The following is a 15,454-nucleotide window of genomic DNA, read 5'->3' on the forward strand; positions in this document are numbered from 1 at the left end:
GGTGCAGGCTCCGTGTGTCGGGGCGTCGGGCTGTCGGGGCGTCGTCCATCCTGACACCGCGATCGGACAGTGTCCGAATCCCGGGCACAGCCGACGTCGCACGGCGTAACGGTCCAATCGCCGTGCGACCCCGGTCTATTCCCGATGCGCCCGGACGACGGGCGTCGCGGCCCGTCGGGCGACGTCTGCGGTGCCGAGCGCCGCGCCGAGGAACACGACCGCGAGGACCGCCCACCCCGGGGTGCCGAGGTCGATGGCGGTGACGGTGACCACCGTCGGGGCGACCATCGCGCCGATCGCGAACCCGGTGCCGTACACGCCCTGGTACGCCCCGACCCGGTCGGCCGGCGCCAGCTCGAAGCTCAGCGCCCAACCCGCGGCGCTCGAGGTGATCTCGGCCAACGAGTGCGCGATCGCTGCGACGACGAGGATCCCGGCGGCGAGCGCGATCGGCACCCAGTCGTCACCGCGCACCCACCCGGCCGCCGCCCACAGCCCGCACGCGAGCGCCATCAGCCACCCCGCGTGCCGCATCACCCGCGCAGCGCCTCCGACCGTGTCCGTCCCCCGACTCATCCGGACCTGCAGGAGCACGACCGCGAGCGTGTTCACGAGGAGCAGGGGTGACACGAGGACGTCCGGTGCCACGGTGTGCTGCACGACCCACAGCGGCACGGCGACCTCGAACAACCCGAACTGGATGCCGAAGATCCCGGTGAGGGCGGTGATCGTCAGGAACCTCGCGTCACGGTAGGGACTGCGACCGTCCGGCGTCCGGACGACGATGGTGCCCGTGTCGGTCCGTTCGGCGGGCGCGGCGTCGATCCGCGCGGCGGGCAGGCCGAGCACGAGGACCGCCGACGCCAGGAAGAGGATGCCCGCGGCGACCATCGTCACCCGGTAGGCCGCACCCGTCCCGACGGCCAGCGGGATCGCCGCGACCGCCGTGCCGAGCCCGATGCCGACGTTCGTGACGGTCCGCATCGTCGCCCGGACCCGGACCCGCTCCTCCCCCGGGAACGCCCGACCGACCGCGGCCGAGCGGACCGAGCTGCCGCCCTGCTGTGCCAGCGTCACCACGGACGCCGTCAGGACGAGCGTCGGGAGGTCGTGGACGAGCACGTACCCGACCAGGGCGAGTCCCTGCACGACGTGCAGCCACGCGAGCATCCGGCGCGAGCTGAACCGGTCCGCGAGGTGCCCGAACACCAGGGAGCTGGCGACGCCGACGGCTCCGGCGACGGTCAGCCCGAGTCCGACGACGACCGGGGCGATGCCGACGATCGTGGTGAGGTACAGCGTGGTGAGGGTGAAGAACGCACCGCGACCGAGGGTGTCCACGAACGTGACGACGAGCAGCCGTCGGAGGGCACGGTCGTCCCGGACGAGCGTGCCGATCGGGACCCGGGGTGCAGTGGTGCTGCGCATGGTCCAGTTCTCGCACCCGGGCGGGAGCCGGGACAACGGATGTAGCGTGGGGCTTCATGATCCGGTACCGACTCGAGCCGAGCGACGTCTCGGCGATCCGTTTCGGGATCTCGCCCCTCTCCGAGCTCGGTCTCGGCCTCCGTGCGTTCCGGGCGCCCGACCGCTACCCGCTGCAACGACCGTGGCTCGACCGGATCGCCGCCGTCCGGCCCCTGCTCGACGACGAGGTGCTGCTCGGACTCGTGGACGAGCGCCGGTGGGTGGCCGACTTCGTCAACCCGCGGCCCGCATCACCGCTCACGTCCATCGACGAGGAGCTCCGCGCCCTCGGCCGGCTCCCCCGGGCGCGGATGCTCGCCGACCTGGAACGGGTGCACGGCACGGTCCCCCGGGTGTTCACGGGACGACACGACGCCGTCGTCGAGCGGCTCCAGCACGCCCTCTCGACCGCGTGGGAGCTCTGCTTCGCGCCGCACTGGGCACGGATGCGTGCCGTGCTGCAGGCGGACGTCAGCCACCGGGCGCGGATCGCGTCGCACGAGGGGATCGGCGCGGTCCTCGGTGGCCTGTCGGACGCGGTGCGGTACGACGGCACGGACCTCGACGTGCGGCTGACGAGCCCGGTCGCGCGCGATCGACCGGTCGACGGCGACGGGCTGACCCTGGTGCCGTCGATGTTCGTCGTCCGGGCCTCCGTCCCGATCGACGACGACCTGCTGCCGACGGTGATGTACCCGGCCCGCGGGCAGGGCGCGATGTGGTCGACGTCGGACCACCCGGACGCGGGTTCGGTGCAGGACCTCCTGGGGGCGACCCGCGCGGCGCTCCTCGGCGCGCTCGGCGAACCGGCGTCGTCGACCGACCTCGCGCTGCGGTTCGGGGTGTCGACCTCGGCGGTCAACCAGCACCTGCGCGTGATGGAGCGGGGCGGGTTGCTGAACCGGTCGCGGTACGGGCGGGCCGTGCTGTACTACCGGAGTGCCGTGGGAGATGCCCTGACCCGGACCTGACCGGCGGCACCGGGTCAGCGGTCGAACAACCCGCCGAGGAAGTCGTTGCCGAGGTTCGACGCCTGCTCGCCGAGCCCACCGAGGAGCTGCTCGCCCTCGCCCGCGAGTCCCTCGACACCACCGCCGAGGTCCCCGAGTCCGAGGTCGCCGATCCCGGCGGCGATGCCCTCGAAGTCGACGCCGAGGTTCGCGGCCTCGGCCAGCACCGGCCCCGCGGCCGCGCTGAGCACCGCGCCACCGGCGACCGCTGCGCCCAGACCGCCGAGCGCCATCGCACCGGCACCGACCGCTGCCCCGCCGGCGAACGCTCCACCGCGGCCGCGCCCCGCCGATCCGCCGCCGCCCAGGACACGTCGGACGAGTCCGGGCCGAGCGACCTCGCCGCGGGTCATCGCGCGGGCCATCCCACCGGCGGAGTCGTCGCGGAGGTGCTCGTGCGGCGGCAGCTCGGAGTTCAGGCGGTTGCGGATCTGCTGGCGCTGCGCGGGGGTGAGCCGGGCGAAGGCGTCGTGGTGGACCTGCTCGAGCTGCTCCGGCGGGGCGGTCCGCAGCAGGTAGTCGTACTTGGCGATCGCGACCTGGTCGGAGTCGGCCGACCCGTGCTGCCGCTGGCCGTGCTGCTGCTGGCCGGGCGCCTGGCCGTACGGATGCTGCTGGCCGTACGGCTGCTGCTGCCCGTGCTGCGCCTGCTGGTTCCGGTCGTGCCCGGTCAGCTTGTCCGCCGCGCTCCGGACGATGCCGCGCCAGTCCGTCCCGCCCTGCTGCTGCCCGGCGCCGGCCGCGGGTCCCGCCTGCCCGCGCTTCTGGAGCTGCTTGTCGATGACCTTGCCGGCCATGCCGATGATGCGGTTGAGGTTCGCCATGCCCCAACCTTTGTGATCGCACATGTGAGCGCTCAGGAACGCCCCGGTGGATCGGCCGGAGATGTCATCCGAAGCCGCTGGGAACGCCGACCCCGGTCAGGCCAGGATGCGCGCGAGGAACGCGTTCCGGAACCGTCCGGTCGGGTCGAGGTCACGGGCGAGCGCGGCGAAGTCGGACAGCCGCGGGTACACCTCGTGCAGCCGCTCGGCACTCGCCGCCGACACCTTCCCCCAGTGCGGGCGGGCGTCGAACGGCGCGAGGACCTCCTCGATCCGCTCCACCGCGGCTGCCACCGCGGCCGCGTCCCGCCGGAACGTGAAGTGGATGCCGACCGACTGCCGCTCCGAGGACGGTGCGAGCCACGCGGTGTCGGCGGCGATCGTCCGGACCTCGGCCGCGATGAGGATCGGCGCGAACAGCGATTCCAGGGGTCGGAGCGCCTGCAATGCGTCGACCGCGGAACCGGCCGGGAGCAGGTACTCCGCCTGGATCTCCGCCCCGGTCGACGGCGTGAACGAGGACCGGAAGTGCGGGAGTCGCTCGGACCAGGGCCCCGGCACGCCGCCCTGCTCGGTGACGCCCGCGGGGTCGTTCTCCCCCGGGTGCACCGGACCGTCGGCGGGACGGGCGCCGAGCGCGACGAGGTCGACGGCCGGTGCCGGTTCGCCCACGCGGTGCTTGACCCAGACCTGCCGGGCTCCGCGGTCGTCGAACGAGGTGAACAGCGACACCGAGTACGCGTCCGACACGACCTCGTCGAAGTGCGCGGCGACGGCGTCCCACGGCAGGTCGAGGTGCACGGTCGTGGCGACCTGGAAGGTGGGCTCGATCGCGAGCTCCACCACGGTGACGACACCGAGCGCGCCGAGGGCCACCCGGTGCGCGTCGAGGGAACCGTCCGGTGTCGACGCATCGACGAACGCCAGGTCTCCGGAAGCGCGGACGACCTCGAGACCGACCACGGCCTGCGCGAGCGACGGGTTGCGGACGCCTGAGCCGTGCGTGCCGGTGGCGACCGCGCCGGCGGTGGAGATGTGCGGCAGGGAGGCGAGGTTCGCGAGTGCCCAGCCCCGCGCCTCCAGGCCCGCGGCCACCCGGCTGTGGATCATGCCGGCGGCGACGCGCACGACCCGGCGGTCCTCGTCGATGTCGAGCACCGGCGGCAGGTCCGCCAGCGACACCTGGAGCGCGTCCGTGTCGGCGATCGTGTTGAACGAGTGCCGTGACCCGAGCGCCGTCAGGCGCGGCGTCGACGCGACGAGCTGCTGCAGCTCGTCGACCGACGTCGGGCGCGCCAGGCCCGACGCCCGGTAGGTGACGTTGCCCGCCCAGTTCGTCCGCGTCGTCGCACTCACGGTCACGAGCCTAGAACCCTCGGTCGAGACGGTGCCACGTCTGCTGGAGGCGCAGCTCGTCGCGGAACCCACGCTCGGTGGTGTGCTCGTCGATGACGAGGAACTCCGTGCCGACCATGGTCGCGAAGTCCTCGACCACTTGCAGGCCGACGGCCGTCGTCATGACGGTGTGGTGGGCGGCACCGGCGGTGAGCCACGCCTCCGCCGCGACGGGGAACGACGGGCGCGGCTCCCAGACGGCGCGACCGACGGGCAGCTTCGGCAACGCGGCGGTCGGCGGGACGACGTCCACGACGTTCGCCGTGAGACGGAAGCCGTCGCGGGTGTCGGAGAGCGCGACCACGACGGCCTCGCCGGCGTCGGCCGTGAAGACCAGGCGCACCGGGTCGTCCTTGCCGCCGATGCCGAGCGGGTGGATCTCGAGCGTCGGCTTCGTGGTGGTGAGGGTCGGCGAGACCTCGAGCATGTGCGCGCCGAGGATCTTCTCGGCACCCGGCGTGAGGTCGTACGTGTAGTCCTCCATGAGCGACGCGCCACCGGGGAGCCCGGCGCCGGCGACGTTCATCGCACGGACCAGGACGGCGGTCTTCCAGTCACCCTCGGCACCGAAGCCGTACCCGTCGGCCATCAGGCGCTGCACGGCGAGGCCGGGCAGCTGCTTGAGCGTGCCGAGGTCCTCGAAGTTGGTGGTGAAGGCGGCGGACCCGTTCTGCGCGAGCAGGGTGCGGAGGCCGATCTCGATCGCGGCGCCGTCGCGGAGGGACTGGTGGCGGTCACCACCGTCACGGAGCGACGGGTCGACGTCGTAGTCCTGCTGGTAGGTCGCGACGAGCGCATCGACCGCTACCGTGTCGGCTTCCGCCGAGGCGACCGCCTCGGCCAGCTCGTTGACGGCCCAGGTGTTCACCTGCACGCCGAGCTCGATCTCCGCCTCGGTCTTGTCACCCTCGGTGACCGCGACGTACCGCATGTTGTCGCCGAACCGGGTGAGCTTGAGCTCCCGCACGGCCGCGGCACCGGCGGCGGCGCGGGTCCAGTTCGCGACCCGCTGCTGGACGCGGGGGTCCGAGACGTGCCCGACGGCGGTGGCGTGCCGGACGCCGAGGCGCGCCAGGGCGTACCCGAACTCCCGGTCACCGTGCGCCGCCTGGTTGAGGTTCATGAAGTCGAAGTCGATGTCCGCCCACGGCAGCGTGACGTTCGCCTGGGTGTGCAGGTGCAGCAGCGGCTTCGTGAGCGCCTGCAGGCCGCCGATCCACATCTTCGCGGGGCTGAACGTGTGCATCCACGTCGTCACACCGATGACCTTGTCGTCCGCGCTGGCCTCGATGAGAGCGCGCCGGATGCCGTCGGCGTCCTTCAGCACGGGCTTCCAGACGAGCTTCACCGGCACGTGCGGCGCCAGCGTCTCGTGCACGTGCTTGCTCTGCGACTCCACCTGGCGCAGGGTCTCCTCGCCGTACAGCCCCTGGGACCCGGTGAGGAACCAGACCTCGTAGCCCGCCAGCGTCTCGGCGGGGTCGACGACGTGCGTCGCGGTGTCGTGGGTCACTGGAGTGCTCCTTCGGGGGTCTGTCCGTAGACGTTCTGGTAGCGATCGAAGAGTCGGTCGATGTCTGCTTCGGCGATCGGGACGACGTCCCCGCCCTGCTTCGCGATGTGCACGGTCCGGGCGACGTCCTCGCACATCACGGCGGCCTTGACGGCGTCCTTCGCGTCGCGGCCGATCGTGAAGACGCCGTGGTTCTGCATGAGGACGGCACGAGAGCGGTGGCCCGCGAGGGTCTCGACGATGCCGTGTCCGATCGAGTCGTCGCCGATGATCGCGAACGGCCCGACCGGGATCGGTCCGCCGAACTCGTCCGCCATCGCGGTGATCACGCACGGGATCGGTTCCGCCCGTGCCGCCCACGCCGTCGCGTACGTCGAGTGGGTGTGCACGACGCCGCCGACCTCCGGCATGTTCCGGTAGACGTAGGCGTGCGCGGCGGTGTCGGAGCTCGGCCCGTGGCTGTTGTCCCAGCCGTCGGCCGGCACCCCGTCGAGCGTGCAGACGACCTGGTTCCCGGGGGTCAGGTCGTCGCTGGACACGCCGCTCGGCTTGATGACGAAGAGGTCCGTGCCCGGCACCCGCTCGGAGACGTTGCCACCGGTCCAGATCACGAGGCCGTAGCGGACGAGTTCGCCGTGCAGGCGGGCGACGCGATCGCGGGTGGCGGCGACGGCCTGCTGGGTGTCGGTGGTCATCGGGTCGGCTCCTTCTCGGCCTGGAGGCGCGGCTCGCCTGCCGTCGTCGGCTCGGCTCCGGGGGTGGTCGCGCTGGTGGTCGCGCTGGCGCTGGTGTCGGTGTTTGTGGAGGTCGCCTCGGGGCGGGTCGCTGCGGCGGCGACGTCCTGGACGGGCAGTGCCCGCCGGTAGCGCTCGAGGTACGTCTGGAACCCGTCGACGTCGGCCGGCTCGGGCTCGGCCACGTGCACGGCGTCACCGGCGAACACCGTGTCGGCGAGGAAGTCCGCCAGGTGCTGGTCGGTGTGCTCGAGGTAGGCGGCGAGCACCGCGATCCCCCACGCACCGCCCTCGCCCGCGGTCTCCTCGAGCGCGACGGGCACGCGGAGGGCGGCTGCGAGCAGGCGTTGCGGTGCACCGGGCGTCCGGAAGAGCCCGCCGTGGGCCGTCATCCGGTCGACCTGGACCTCCTCGCCGTGCAGGACGTCCATGCCGATCGCGAGGGTGGCGAAGGCGCCGTGCACCTCGGAGCGCACGAGGTTGCCGAGCGTGAAGCGTGCGTCCGGGGTCCGGAGCAGCAGGGGTCGGCCGTCCTCGACGTGCGTGACGGGCTCCCCGGCGAGGTAGTTGAAGGAGAGCAGGCCGCCGGCGTCGGGGTCCGCGTGCTCGGCTTCGGCCAACAGCGTCGCGTAGACGGTGTCGATGTCCGGTGCCGTGCTGCCGGTGCGCTCGCTCGCGGCCTCGGCGAACCGGCCGAACACGCGCGCCCAACTCGCGATCTCGCTCGCACCGTTGTTGCAGTGCACCATCGCGACGGCGTCCCCGGAGGGCGTGGTCACGACGTCGAGCTCCTCGTGCGGGGTCGCGAGCGGGTGCTCCAGCACGACCATCGCGAAGATGCTCGTGCCGACGCTGACGTTGCCCGTGCGCGGTGCGATGGCGTTCGTCGCGACCATGCCCGTGCCGGCGTCGCCCTCGGGCGGGCAGAGGGGAACACCAGGGAGCAGGGTGCCGGACGGGTCGAGCCACGCGGCTCCCTCGGGGGTGAGGGCTCCCGCGTCGTCCCCGGCGACGAGCACCTCGGGCAGGAGCGCCCGGAGGTCCCCGACCCCGATCAGGTCCTCGGCCGTCCGGAGCATCGCGCCGTCGTAGTCGCGCGTGCCGGGGTCGCCCGGACCGCTGTCCGCCGGGGTGCTGTCGATCGGGAAGACACCGCTCGCATCGCCGACGCCGAGCACGTCCCGCCCCGTGAGCCGTCGGTGCACGTACCCGGCGAGGGTCGTGACGCTCGCGAGGTCGGCGACGTGCGGCTCGTCGTCGAGGACGGCCTGGTACAGGTGCGCGATGGACCAGCGCAGCGGGATGTTGAACCCGAGGGCATCGCTGAGTCGTTCGGCGGCGGGGCCGGTCGAGGTGTTGCGCCAGGTGCGGAACGGCACGAGCAGCTCGCCCGCGGCGTCGAACGCGAGGTAGCCGTGCATCATCGCGCTCACGCCGGCGGCGCGGTAGGTCGTCGGAGTGACGCCGTACTGGGCCTCGACGTCGGCCACGAGGGCGGCGTACGCGGCGCGGAGTCCGGTCTCGACGGCCTCGAGGGAGTACGTCCAGCGCCCGTCGACGAACTCGTTCTCCCATTCGTGGGCACCCGCGGCGATGGGGACGAGGTCCTCGTCCACGAGGCACGCCTTGATGCGGGTGGAGCCGAGCTCGATCCCGAGCGTGGTGCGGCCGTCCACGACCTGCTGCCTGCGGTCGTCGCCCATGCGTTCCTCCAGAACCTCGTCGTCCTCCGTGAGCGCTCACATCCTGGCACGTGAGCGCTCACTCCCGCAACGCCGCCACGCCCACGCCCGCCCAGGTCGCACGAACCGCCGCACGCCGCCACCCGCCGCCGCCCGCCCGCGCTCGGCGAGGTCGCACGAACTGCCGCTCGCCGCCGCCCCGAACGGCACGTCGTGCGACCTGACGGACCAGGCCACGGCGAGTCGTGCGACCTCGGCCCGCCCGCCGACTGGCGCCCCGCGCGGGCCCTACGCGCCGACGGTGCTCTCGCGGACGACCAGGGACGGAGTCACGGTCGCGGACGCCGCAGCGCCCCCGTCGATGAGGTCGAGCAGCGCCCGACCCGCCACGCGCCCGAGCTCCTCGAGGCGCAGGTCCACCGTGGTCAGCGGCGGCCGGCTCGCGAGCGCCATCACGTCCCAGTCGTCGAACCCGGCGACCGCGATGTCGTCCGGCACGGACAGCCCGAGCTCCCGCAGCCGATCGCACACGCCCCGCGCGATCTGGTCGCTCCCGCAGACGATCGCGTCCACGCCGAGCGCACCCGACCCGGACGCTGCCCCAGCCCCGGTCCCTGCCGACGCGAGCCCCACGCCCCGCGCCAGCACGTCCACCGCCTGCCGCCCCCACCGCTCCGACCACTCGCCGTACAGCGGTTCGGCCACGAGGCTCGCGCCGAGCACCTCGGTGGCGCCGGACACACGCCGGACCGCCGACCGGTGCCGCTCGGGCCCCGTCACGATCGCCACCCGCCGTCGCCCGGTCGACAGCACGTGCGCGGCGACGGCCGCCGACCCGGCGGCGTCGTCGAGCGTGACCGACACGTCGTCCGGGTCGGTCGAGGGCGTGAACGCGTACACGACCGGGATCGGCACGTCGATCGGCGGCCGGGCGTCGGCGGAACGGCCGGTCACGATGATGCCGTCGACCCCGCGGGCGGCGAGCGAGCGGAGGTAGTGGGCCTCGCGGACGTGGTCGTCGCGGGTGTCGCACAGCAGCACGGCCATCTGCCCGGCGGAGAGGGCGTCCTCAGCGCCGAGGAGCACCGGGATCGAGAACCGGCCGAACGAGTCCGTCGTGATCATGCCCACCGTGTAGGTCCGCCCCGAGGAGAGCGCGCGGGCCCGGGCGTCGCCGACGAACCCGAGCTTCTCGGCGGCGTCCTTCACCCGCGCGCGCGTCGACTCCCGGAGCTGCCCGGTGCCGTTCAGTGCCTTCGAGGCGGTGCCGATCGACACGCCGGCGAGCGCCGCGACGTCGGTGATCCGGACGGTCCGCCCAGCGCGCTCCAGTGTCACGGCAAACCCCTTTCCGGATGCGGGAAACTGACCACGACTATACGCACGATGTGAGAAGACGCCCTTGCGCGCCTCCAGGTCGTGTCGTAACGTCCTCCGCAGAAACCGTTTTCCGGAACCAGCACGGAACCGGACCCGGCCTGAGTCACATCGCAAGGAGGCGACATGACCACCACGCTCGCGACCGACAGCCGCGCGCACACCGCGACCCCGGTCCTCCCGACCGCGGACGCGCACCTGACGCTCCGTCCGCTGCCCACGGGCGACGCCCGGATCACCGGCGGCTTCTGGGCCCTCCGACAGGAGCGGAACGGCCGCGACGCGGTCCGCGGCGGGTACGCCCTGCTCGAGGCGGCCGGGAACTTCCGGAACCTCCGCATCGCCGCCGGCCTCGAGGAGGGCGACGCGACCGGCCCGATCTTCATGGACTCCGACGTCACGAAGTGGCTCGAGGCGGTGGCGTGGGAGTACGGCCGAGCCCCCGCCGAGGACCTGCTGGAACTCCAGCGCGAGGTCACCGCCCTGTACGCCCAGGCGCAGGCCGACGACGGCTACCTCGACTCCGTGCAGCAGATCCGCGGGAAGGGCGAGCGGTACACGGACCTCAAGTGGAGCCACGAGATGTACTGCGCCGGACACCTGTACCAGGCGGCCGTGGCGCAGCACCGCGCGACCGGCGACACCGGGCTGCTCGACGTCGCGATCAAGAACGCGGACCACCTCGTCCGCACGTTCGGCGACGGCCCCGGCAAGGTCCGCGACGTCGACGGCCACCCGATGGTCGAGATGGGCCTCGTGGAGCTCTACCGCGAGACCGGCACCCGCGACTACCTCGACCTCGCGCACTGGTTCGTCGACGCCCGGGGCACCGGCATCATCGAGCGCGCCGGCGGCGAGCCGACGTACTTCTCCGACCGGGTGCCGAGCCGCCAGGCCACGACCGTCGAGGGCCACGCGGTCCGCGCCGTGTACCTCGCGGCCGGCGCCGTGGACGTCGCGATCGAGACCGGCGACACCGAGCTCCTGACCGCGAGCGAGACGCAGTTCGCGGACATGATGGCCACGAAGGCGTTCATCACCGGCGGTCTCGGCGCGCGCTGGGACTGGGAGGCGTTCGGCGACCCGTACGAGCTCCCGACCGACCGCGGGTACGCCGAGACCTGCGCGGCCATCGGCGGGATCCAGTGGGCCTGGCGCCTGCTCCTCGCGACCGGGAAGCCCGTGTACGCCGACGCGATCGAGCGCCTGCTGTACAACGCGTTCCTCGCGGGCGTGAGCCTCGCCGGCACCGAGTACTTCTACGTCAACCCGCTGCAGCAGCGTGACCACGCGCACCAGGACGAGAACCGCTCCCCCGCGCACGGCCGCCGCGGCTGGTTCGACTGCGCCTGCTGCCCGCCGAACATCATGCGGACGTTCGCGAGCCTCGACGGCTACCTGGCGACCGCGACCGACGGCGGCCTCCAGCTGCACCAGTACGCCACGGCCTCGCTCGGCCGCGTCGACGTCGAGACCGGGTACCCGCACGACGGCCGCGTGGTCGTGACCGTCACCGAGGACGGCCCGCTCGCCCTCGGCCTGCGGATCCCGTCGTGGTCGGACACCACGACGGTGCAGGGTCCGGACGGCACGGCCAGCCCCGCCGCGGGCACGCTGCACGTCATCGACCGCGAGTGGACGGCGGGCGACACCGTCGAGCTCGTCTTCGACACGACGCCGCACCGGTACGTCGCCGACGCCCGGATCGACGCCGCACGCGGGCAGGTCGCCATCGAGCGCGGACCGCTCGTGTACGCGGTCGAGCAGGCGGACCAGCAGGGCTTCACGGTCGACGACCTGACGGTCGACGCCGACGCGCCGATCACCGAGGAGCGCCAGGACGGGCTCCTCGACGGCGTCGTCACGCTGCGCGTCGCCGGACACGCCCCGGCCGAGCACGCGCAGGCAGCGTGGCCGTACCGCCGACTGGACGCTCCAGGAGGAACGGATCACGCAGGTGCGGCGACCAGCGTCGACGACGCGGCCGGGTCCACGGCGGCCGCCACGCGCCTCCAGGACGTCACCGCCACCGCGGTCCCGTACTACGCCTGGGCGAACCGCGGAGCCGCGCCGATGCGCGTCTGGCTCCCGCTGGCGCGGTGACACGATGGACCGCAGAGCGTTCCTCGCCGGCGGTCTCGCCGGCGGGGCGGCCCTCGCCCTGGCGGGGTGCTCCGGCACCCTGCCGAAGGTCGACGCGCGCGTCGCGAGCTTCGGCCGGAACGCGACCGGCACCGTGCACGTCTGGTGCCGCTCCGCGACGCAGGCCGGACTGACCGCGGCCGTCGCCGGGTTCAACAAGGCGAACCCGGAGCTGCAGGTCGAGCTGACGCCCGTGCCGGACGGGCAGTACGTGACGAAGCTCGCGACCGCGATCCGTGGTGGTGAGCCGCCGGACGTCGTGGACATCGACGACATCAACTCGCAGCTGTTCATCTTCCGCGAGGCGTTCGCCGACCTCACCGACGTCGTGAAGGGGCTCGACTACTTCGACGCGATCTCGCCAGGCCACCTCCGGCTGCTCGAGTACCGCGACCGGTACTACGGGCTGCCGTACCTGGCGGACAACTCGCAGTTGTTCGTCAACACCGAGCTGTTCGACCGGGCCGGCCTCGACGTCGAGGACGCGACGAAGGACCTCGACTCGCTGCTCGCCGCCGCGAAGGCGATCCGGAAGACCGGCGACGACGTGTACGGGTGGTCGATCTCGGGCAACGCCGCCGGCATCATCGGGTTCGTCACGCAGCCGCACGTCTGGGCCACCGGCGTCGACATGATGTCCGGCGAGGTCGGCAAGCAGACGGCGAACATCACCGGCAACGAGGCGCTCGAACGCATGCTCGAGTTCTACCGGCAGCTGTGGAAGGACGGCGTGCTGTCGAAGGCGACCTACGCGGACGCCGGGACCACGTGGGGCGCCGACTTCCGGGCCGGCAAGGTCGGCATCTTCCCGACCTCGTACGGTGCGACCGTGCCCGCCGCGACGAAGGCGATGCGCGCGAAGATGCAGACGGTGCTGATCCCGTCGTGGGACGGCAAGCGCTCGTTCTTCGACGGGGGCGACAACATGTGCATCCCGAACGGGGCGGCGAACCCGTCCGGGGGCTGGGCGTTCATGCAGTACGCGAACGGGCTGCAGCAACAGCAGGCGCTGCCGGACGGCGGGTACTTCCCGACCCGGTCCGACGCCGCGACGCCCGCGTACCGGAAGAAGTACCCGCTCGCGTTCGGCCCGCTCGACGCGATCGAGAAGGGGTACGCGCCGCAGACGCTCGCGTACAACCTGCTCGTCAACCAGCCCTCGTCGCCGTACTTCGCGATGTTCCGCGAGGCGGTGTTCGGCTCGGGGGCCGCTGCGGCCATGAAGACGGCGCAGTCGGACTACACCCGCATCCTCGACCAGGTCCAGGCCTGAGCGACCGTTCGCTCGCTCGCTCGTTCGCTCGTTGCACAGAGAGGTGCAGACATGACCACCGTCTCCAACCGACGGACCGGCGCCGGCCGTCCGACCGTCGGCCGTGGCGTCAGCCGCCCGGGTCCGTCCCGGAACTCGCTCACGCACCCGCCGCGCACCGGCGCCGTGCTCGTCACCCCGGCGATCGTGTTCGTCGCGGTGTTCGTCCTCGCGCCGCTGGTGTTCGCGCTCTACATCTCGTTCACGAACTGGCCCCTGATCGGCCCGTACCGGTTCATCGGACTGCAGAACTACCTGACGCTGTTCCAGGACCCGACGTTCGTGCACGCCATCGGGTACACGCTGCTCTACACGGCGATCGTGACGGTGCCGATCCTGGCGCTCGGGTACTTCCTCGCCGTGCTCATCCGGGCCCGACGGCGCGGGTCGACGTTCCTGCGCACGGTGTTCTTCCTGCCGTACGTCGTCGGGCTGACCACGCTGTCGTTCATGCTCGTGCTCGAGGCGCAGCCGAACTCCGGCGCGGTGAACATGGTGCTGCGCTGGCTCGGGATCACCGACGGCAGCACGGCGTGGCTCGTGAACGGCCCGCTCGCGACGCTGCTCATCTGCGTGCTCGTCGTCTGGGCGGTGTCCGGGCTGACGATGGTGCTCGTGATGTCCGCCATGCAGGGCATCCCCGACGAGGTGTACGAGTCCGCCCAGCTCGAAGGGGCCTCGTGGTGGCAGACCGAACGCCTCATCACGATGCCGATGATCCGCTCCACGCTCGCCCTCAGCGCGATCATCTCGGTCATCGGGTCACTGCTCGCGTTCAACCAGTTCTACATCCTGACCCAGGGCGGGCCGGGCACGGAGACCACGACGATCGTCAACGCGATCTACAACCGCGGCTTCGTGAACCTGCAGCTCGGCGCGGCGACCGCCGAGTCGATCGCCCTCGTCGTCGTCATCGCCGCCGTCACCGTGTTCCAGTTCTGGGCACTGCGAGAGAAGGACTGAGCCATGAGCACCACCGCTTCCCGTGCGGGCCTCGCGGCCCCGGACCTGTCCACCCGCACGCTGACCACCTCCGGCGACGGAGGCCGCCGTCGCCGCCACCAGGGCAGCGTGCGCCACCCGCGCGACACCGCCGTGAAGCGCACGCTGTACGTCATCGCCGGGGTCGGCGCGACGCTGGTGTTCGGCGTCCCGCTCATCTGGTCGATCCTGCGGGCCTTCCAGTCCGAGGCCGTCATCACGCAGGCGGCCGACCCGGCGACGTTCTTCCAGCTCGGGTGGCAGAACTTCGCCGCGGTCTTCAGCCCCTCGTCGCACCTCCTCACCGGCGTCGTGAACTCGCTCGTCGTGTCGATCGCCACGGCCGTCCTGACCGCCGTGATCGCGACGATGGCCGGGTACGGGTTCGCGCGATTCCGGTTCCGCGGTTCCGGGGTCGTCTTCGGACTGGTGCTGCTGACGATGATGGTGCCGTTCCAGGCGATCCTCACGCCGCTGTACCTCGAGATGAACGCGATGAAGCTCACGAACTCACTGCTCGGGCTCGTGCTCTTCTACACGACGGTGAACCTGCCGTTCGGGGTCTTCGTGATGCGGAACGCGTTCGAGTCGATCCCGACGGAGCTCGAGGACTCGGCGTTCGTCGACGGGGCCTCCCGCTTTCGCGTCGTCGTGTCGGTGCTGCGGCCGCTGCTCCTGCCGGGTGCCGCGACGGCCGCGCTCTACGCGTTCCTGGCGTCGTGGACGGAGTTCCTCGGGGCGCTGACGTTCCTCACGAAGGACTCGCTCTACACGCTGCCCGTCGCACTGCTCAACCTGCAGACCGGGGCGTACGGGCAGGTGTCGTACGGGAACCTCGTGGCCGGGTCGGTCGTGGCGATGATCCCGTGCATCGCGCTCTACGTCGGGCTGCAGCGGTTCTACGTCGCCGGGCTGTCGTCCGGCGCGCTGAAGGGCTGACGGTCGGGTCAGCCGGGCGGCGCCGTCCTCGCACCGTGCGGGGGCGGCGCTGCCGCGCGCGGGGCGGCGTTGCCGCTG

Annotated in this window: 12 protein-coding genes; 5 read left to right on the plus strand and 7 right to left on the minus strand. The window is 72.3% G+C overall.

Going from position 1 to position 15,454, the window contains the following annotated elements; translation table 11 throughout:
* Positions 1-135: 135 nt before the first annotated feature.
* Positions 136-1,428: an MFS transporter gene (locus tag HWD93_RS09240; protein WP_261646641.1), complete on the minus strand. Its 1,293-nt coding sequence runs from the start codon at positions 1,426-1,428 to the stop codon at positions 136-138.
* 56 nt (positions 1,429-1,484) lie between these two features.
* Between HWD93_RS09240 and HWD93_RS09245 the strand changes: the two genes are divergently transcribed.
* Positions 1,485-2,438: a winged helix-turn-helix domain-containing protein gene (locus tag HWD93_RS09245; RefSeq protein WP_261646642.1), complete on the plus strand. Its 954-nt coding sequence runs from the start codon at positions 1,485-1,487 to the stop codon at positions 2,436-2,438.
* 14 nt (positions 2,439-2,452) lie between these two features.
* Here HWD93_RS09245 and HWD93_RS09250 read toward each other — a convergent pair whose 3' ends face one another.
* From HWD93_RS09250 to HWD93_RS09275, 6 genes are all read right to left on the minus strand, one after another.
* Positions 2,453-3,301, minus strand: coding sequence for a cation-transporting ATPase (locus HWD93_RS09250; protein ID WP_261646643.1), 849 nt, complete (start codon positions 3,299-3,301; stop codon positions 2,453-2,455).
* Positions 3,302-3,397: 96 nt separating this feature from the next.
* Entirely contained in the window at positions 3,398-4,657 is a 1,260-nt protein-coding gene (locus tag HWD93_RS09255; protein ID WP_261646644.1) for a D-arabinono-1,4-lactone oxidase, read from the minus strand.
* A gap of 10 nt (positions 4,658-4,667) precedes the next feature.
* Positions 4,668-6,209, minus strand: coding sequence for an L-arabinose isomerase (araA, locus tag HWD93_RS09260; protein WP_261646645.1), 1,542 nt, complete (start codon positions 6,207-6,209; stop codon positions 4,668-4,670).
* Positions 6,206-6,904 carry an L-ribulose-5-phosphate 4-epimerase gene (locus tag HWD93_RS09265; RefSeq protein ID WP_070418203.1) on the minus strand — a complete coding sequence of 233 codons (699 nt, stop codon included), beginning with the start codon at positions 6,902-6,904 and terminating at the stop codon, positions 6,206-6,208. Before HWD93_RS09265 ends, araA begins: the two co-directional genes overlap by 4 nt.
* Positions 6,901-8,646, minus strand: a complete 1,746-nt coding sequence (locus tag HWD93_RS09270; protein ID WP_261646646.1) for a xylulokinase — start codon at positions 8,644-8,646, stop codon at positions 6,901-6,903. The genes HWD93_RS09265 and HWD93_RS09270 overlap by 4 nt, the downstream gene beginning before the upstream one ends.
* 267 nt (positions 8,647-8,913) lie before the next feature.
* Positions 8,914-9,963, minus strand: coding sequence for a LacI family DNA-binding transcriptional regulator (locus HWD93_RS09275; RefSeq protein WP_261646647.1), 1,050 nt, complete (start codon positions 9,961-9,963; stop codon positions 8,914-8,916).
* A 165-nt stretch (positions 9,964-10,128) separates the two neighbouring features.
* On the opposite strand from HWD93_RS09275, the gene HWD93_RS09280 reads away from it, so the two are divergent.
* Genes HWD93_RS09280 through HWD93_RS09295 form a run of 4 tightly spaced genes read left to right on the plus strand, consistent with a single transcriptional unit; the run spans position 10,129 to position 15,376 of the window.
* On the plus strand, positions 10,129-12,105 hold the full coding sequence (locus HWD93_RS09280; RefSeq protein ID WP_261646648.1) for a glycoside hydrolase family 127 protein: 1,977 nt from the start codon (positions 10,129-10,131) through the stop codon (positions 12,103-12,105).
* 4 nt (positions 12,106-12,109) lie between these two features.
* The gene (locus HWD93_RS09285; RefSeq protein WP_261646649.1) at positions 12,110-13,417 is read left to right on the plus strand and encodes a sugar ABC transporter substrate-binding protein; all 1,308 of its coding nucleotides are present in this window, start codon (positions 12,110-12,112) and stop codon (positions 13,415-13,417) included.
* A 51-nt stretch (positions 13,418-13,468) separates the two neighbouring features.
* On the plus strand, positions 13,469-14,419 hold the full coding sequence (locus HWD93_RS09290) for a carbohydrate ABC transporter permease (protein WP_070418198.1): 951 nt from the start codon (positions 13,469-13,471) through the stop codon (positions 14,417-14,419).
* A 3-nt stretch (positions 14,420-14,422) separates the two neighbouring features.
* The gene (locus HWD93_RS09295; RefSeq protein ID WP_071295577.1) at positions 14,423-15,376 is read left to right on the plus strand and encodes a carbohydrate ABC transporter permease; all 954 of its coding nucleotides are present in this window, start codon (positions 14,423-14,425) and stop codon (positions 15,374-15,376) included.
* The last annotated feature ends 78 nt before the right edge of the window (positions 15,377-15,454 follow it).

This window comes from Curtobacterium sp. C2H10 (assembly GCF_025407985.1).
Lineage (GTDB): Bacteria > Actinomycetota > Actinomycetes > Actinomycetales > Microbacteriaceae > Curtobacterium.

Bases quoted from the DNA above. Each gene is read 5' to 3' on its own strand.
- HWD93_RS09240 (WP_261646641.1), bottom strand. From the start codon at position 1,428: ATGCGCAGCACCACTGCACCCCGGGTCCCGATCGGCACGCTCGTCCGG.
- HWD93_RS09245 (WP_261646642.1), top strand. From the start codon at position 1,485: ATGATCCGGTACCGACTCGAGCCGAGCGACGTCTCGGCGATCCGTTTC.
- HWD93_RS09250 (WP_261646643.1), bottom strand. From the start codon at position 3,301: ATGGCGAACCTCAACCGCATCATCGGCATGGCCGGCAAGGTCATCGAC.
- HWD93_RS09265 (WP_070418203.1), bottom strand. From the start codon at position 6,904: ATGACCACCGACACCCAGCAGGCCGTCGCCGCCACCCGCGATCGCGTC.
- HWD93_RS09270 (WP_261646646.1), bottom strand. From the start codon at position 8,646: ATGGGCGACGACCGCAGGCAGCAGGTCGTGGACGGCCGCACCACGCTC.
- HWD93_RS09280 (WP_261646648.1), top strand. From the start codon at position 10,129: ATGACCACCACGCTCGCGACCGACAGCCGCGCGCACACCGCGACCCCG.
- HWD93_RS09285 (WP_261646649.1), top strand. From the start codon at position 12,110: ATGGACCGCAGAGCGTTCCTCGCCGGCGGTCTCGCCGGCGGGGCGGCC.
- HWD93_RS09290 (WP_070418198.1), top strand. From the start codon at position 13,469: ATGACCACCGTCTCCAACCGACGGACCGGCGCCGGCCGTCCGACCGTC.
- HWD93_RS09295 (WP_071295577.1), top strand. From the start codon at position 14,423: ATGAGCACCACCGCTTCCCGTGCGGGCCTCGCGGCCCCGGACCTGTCC.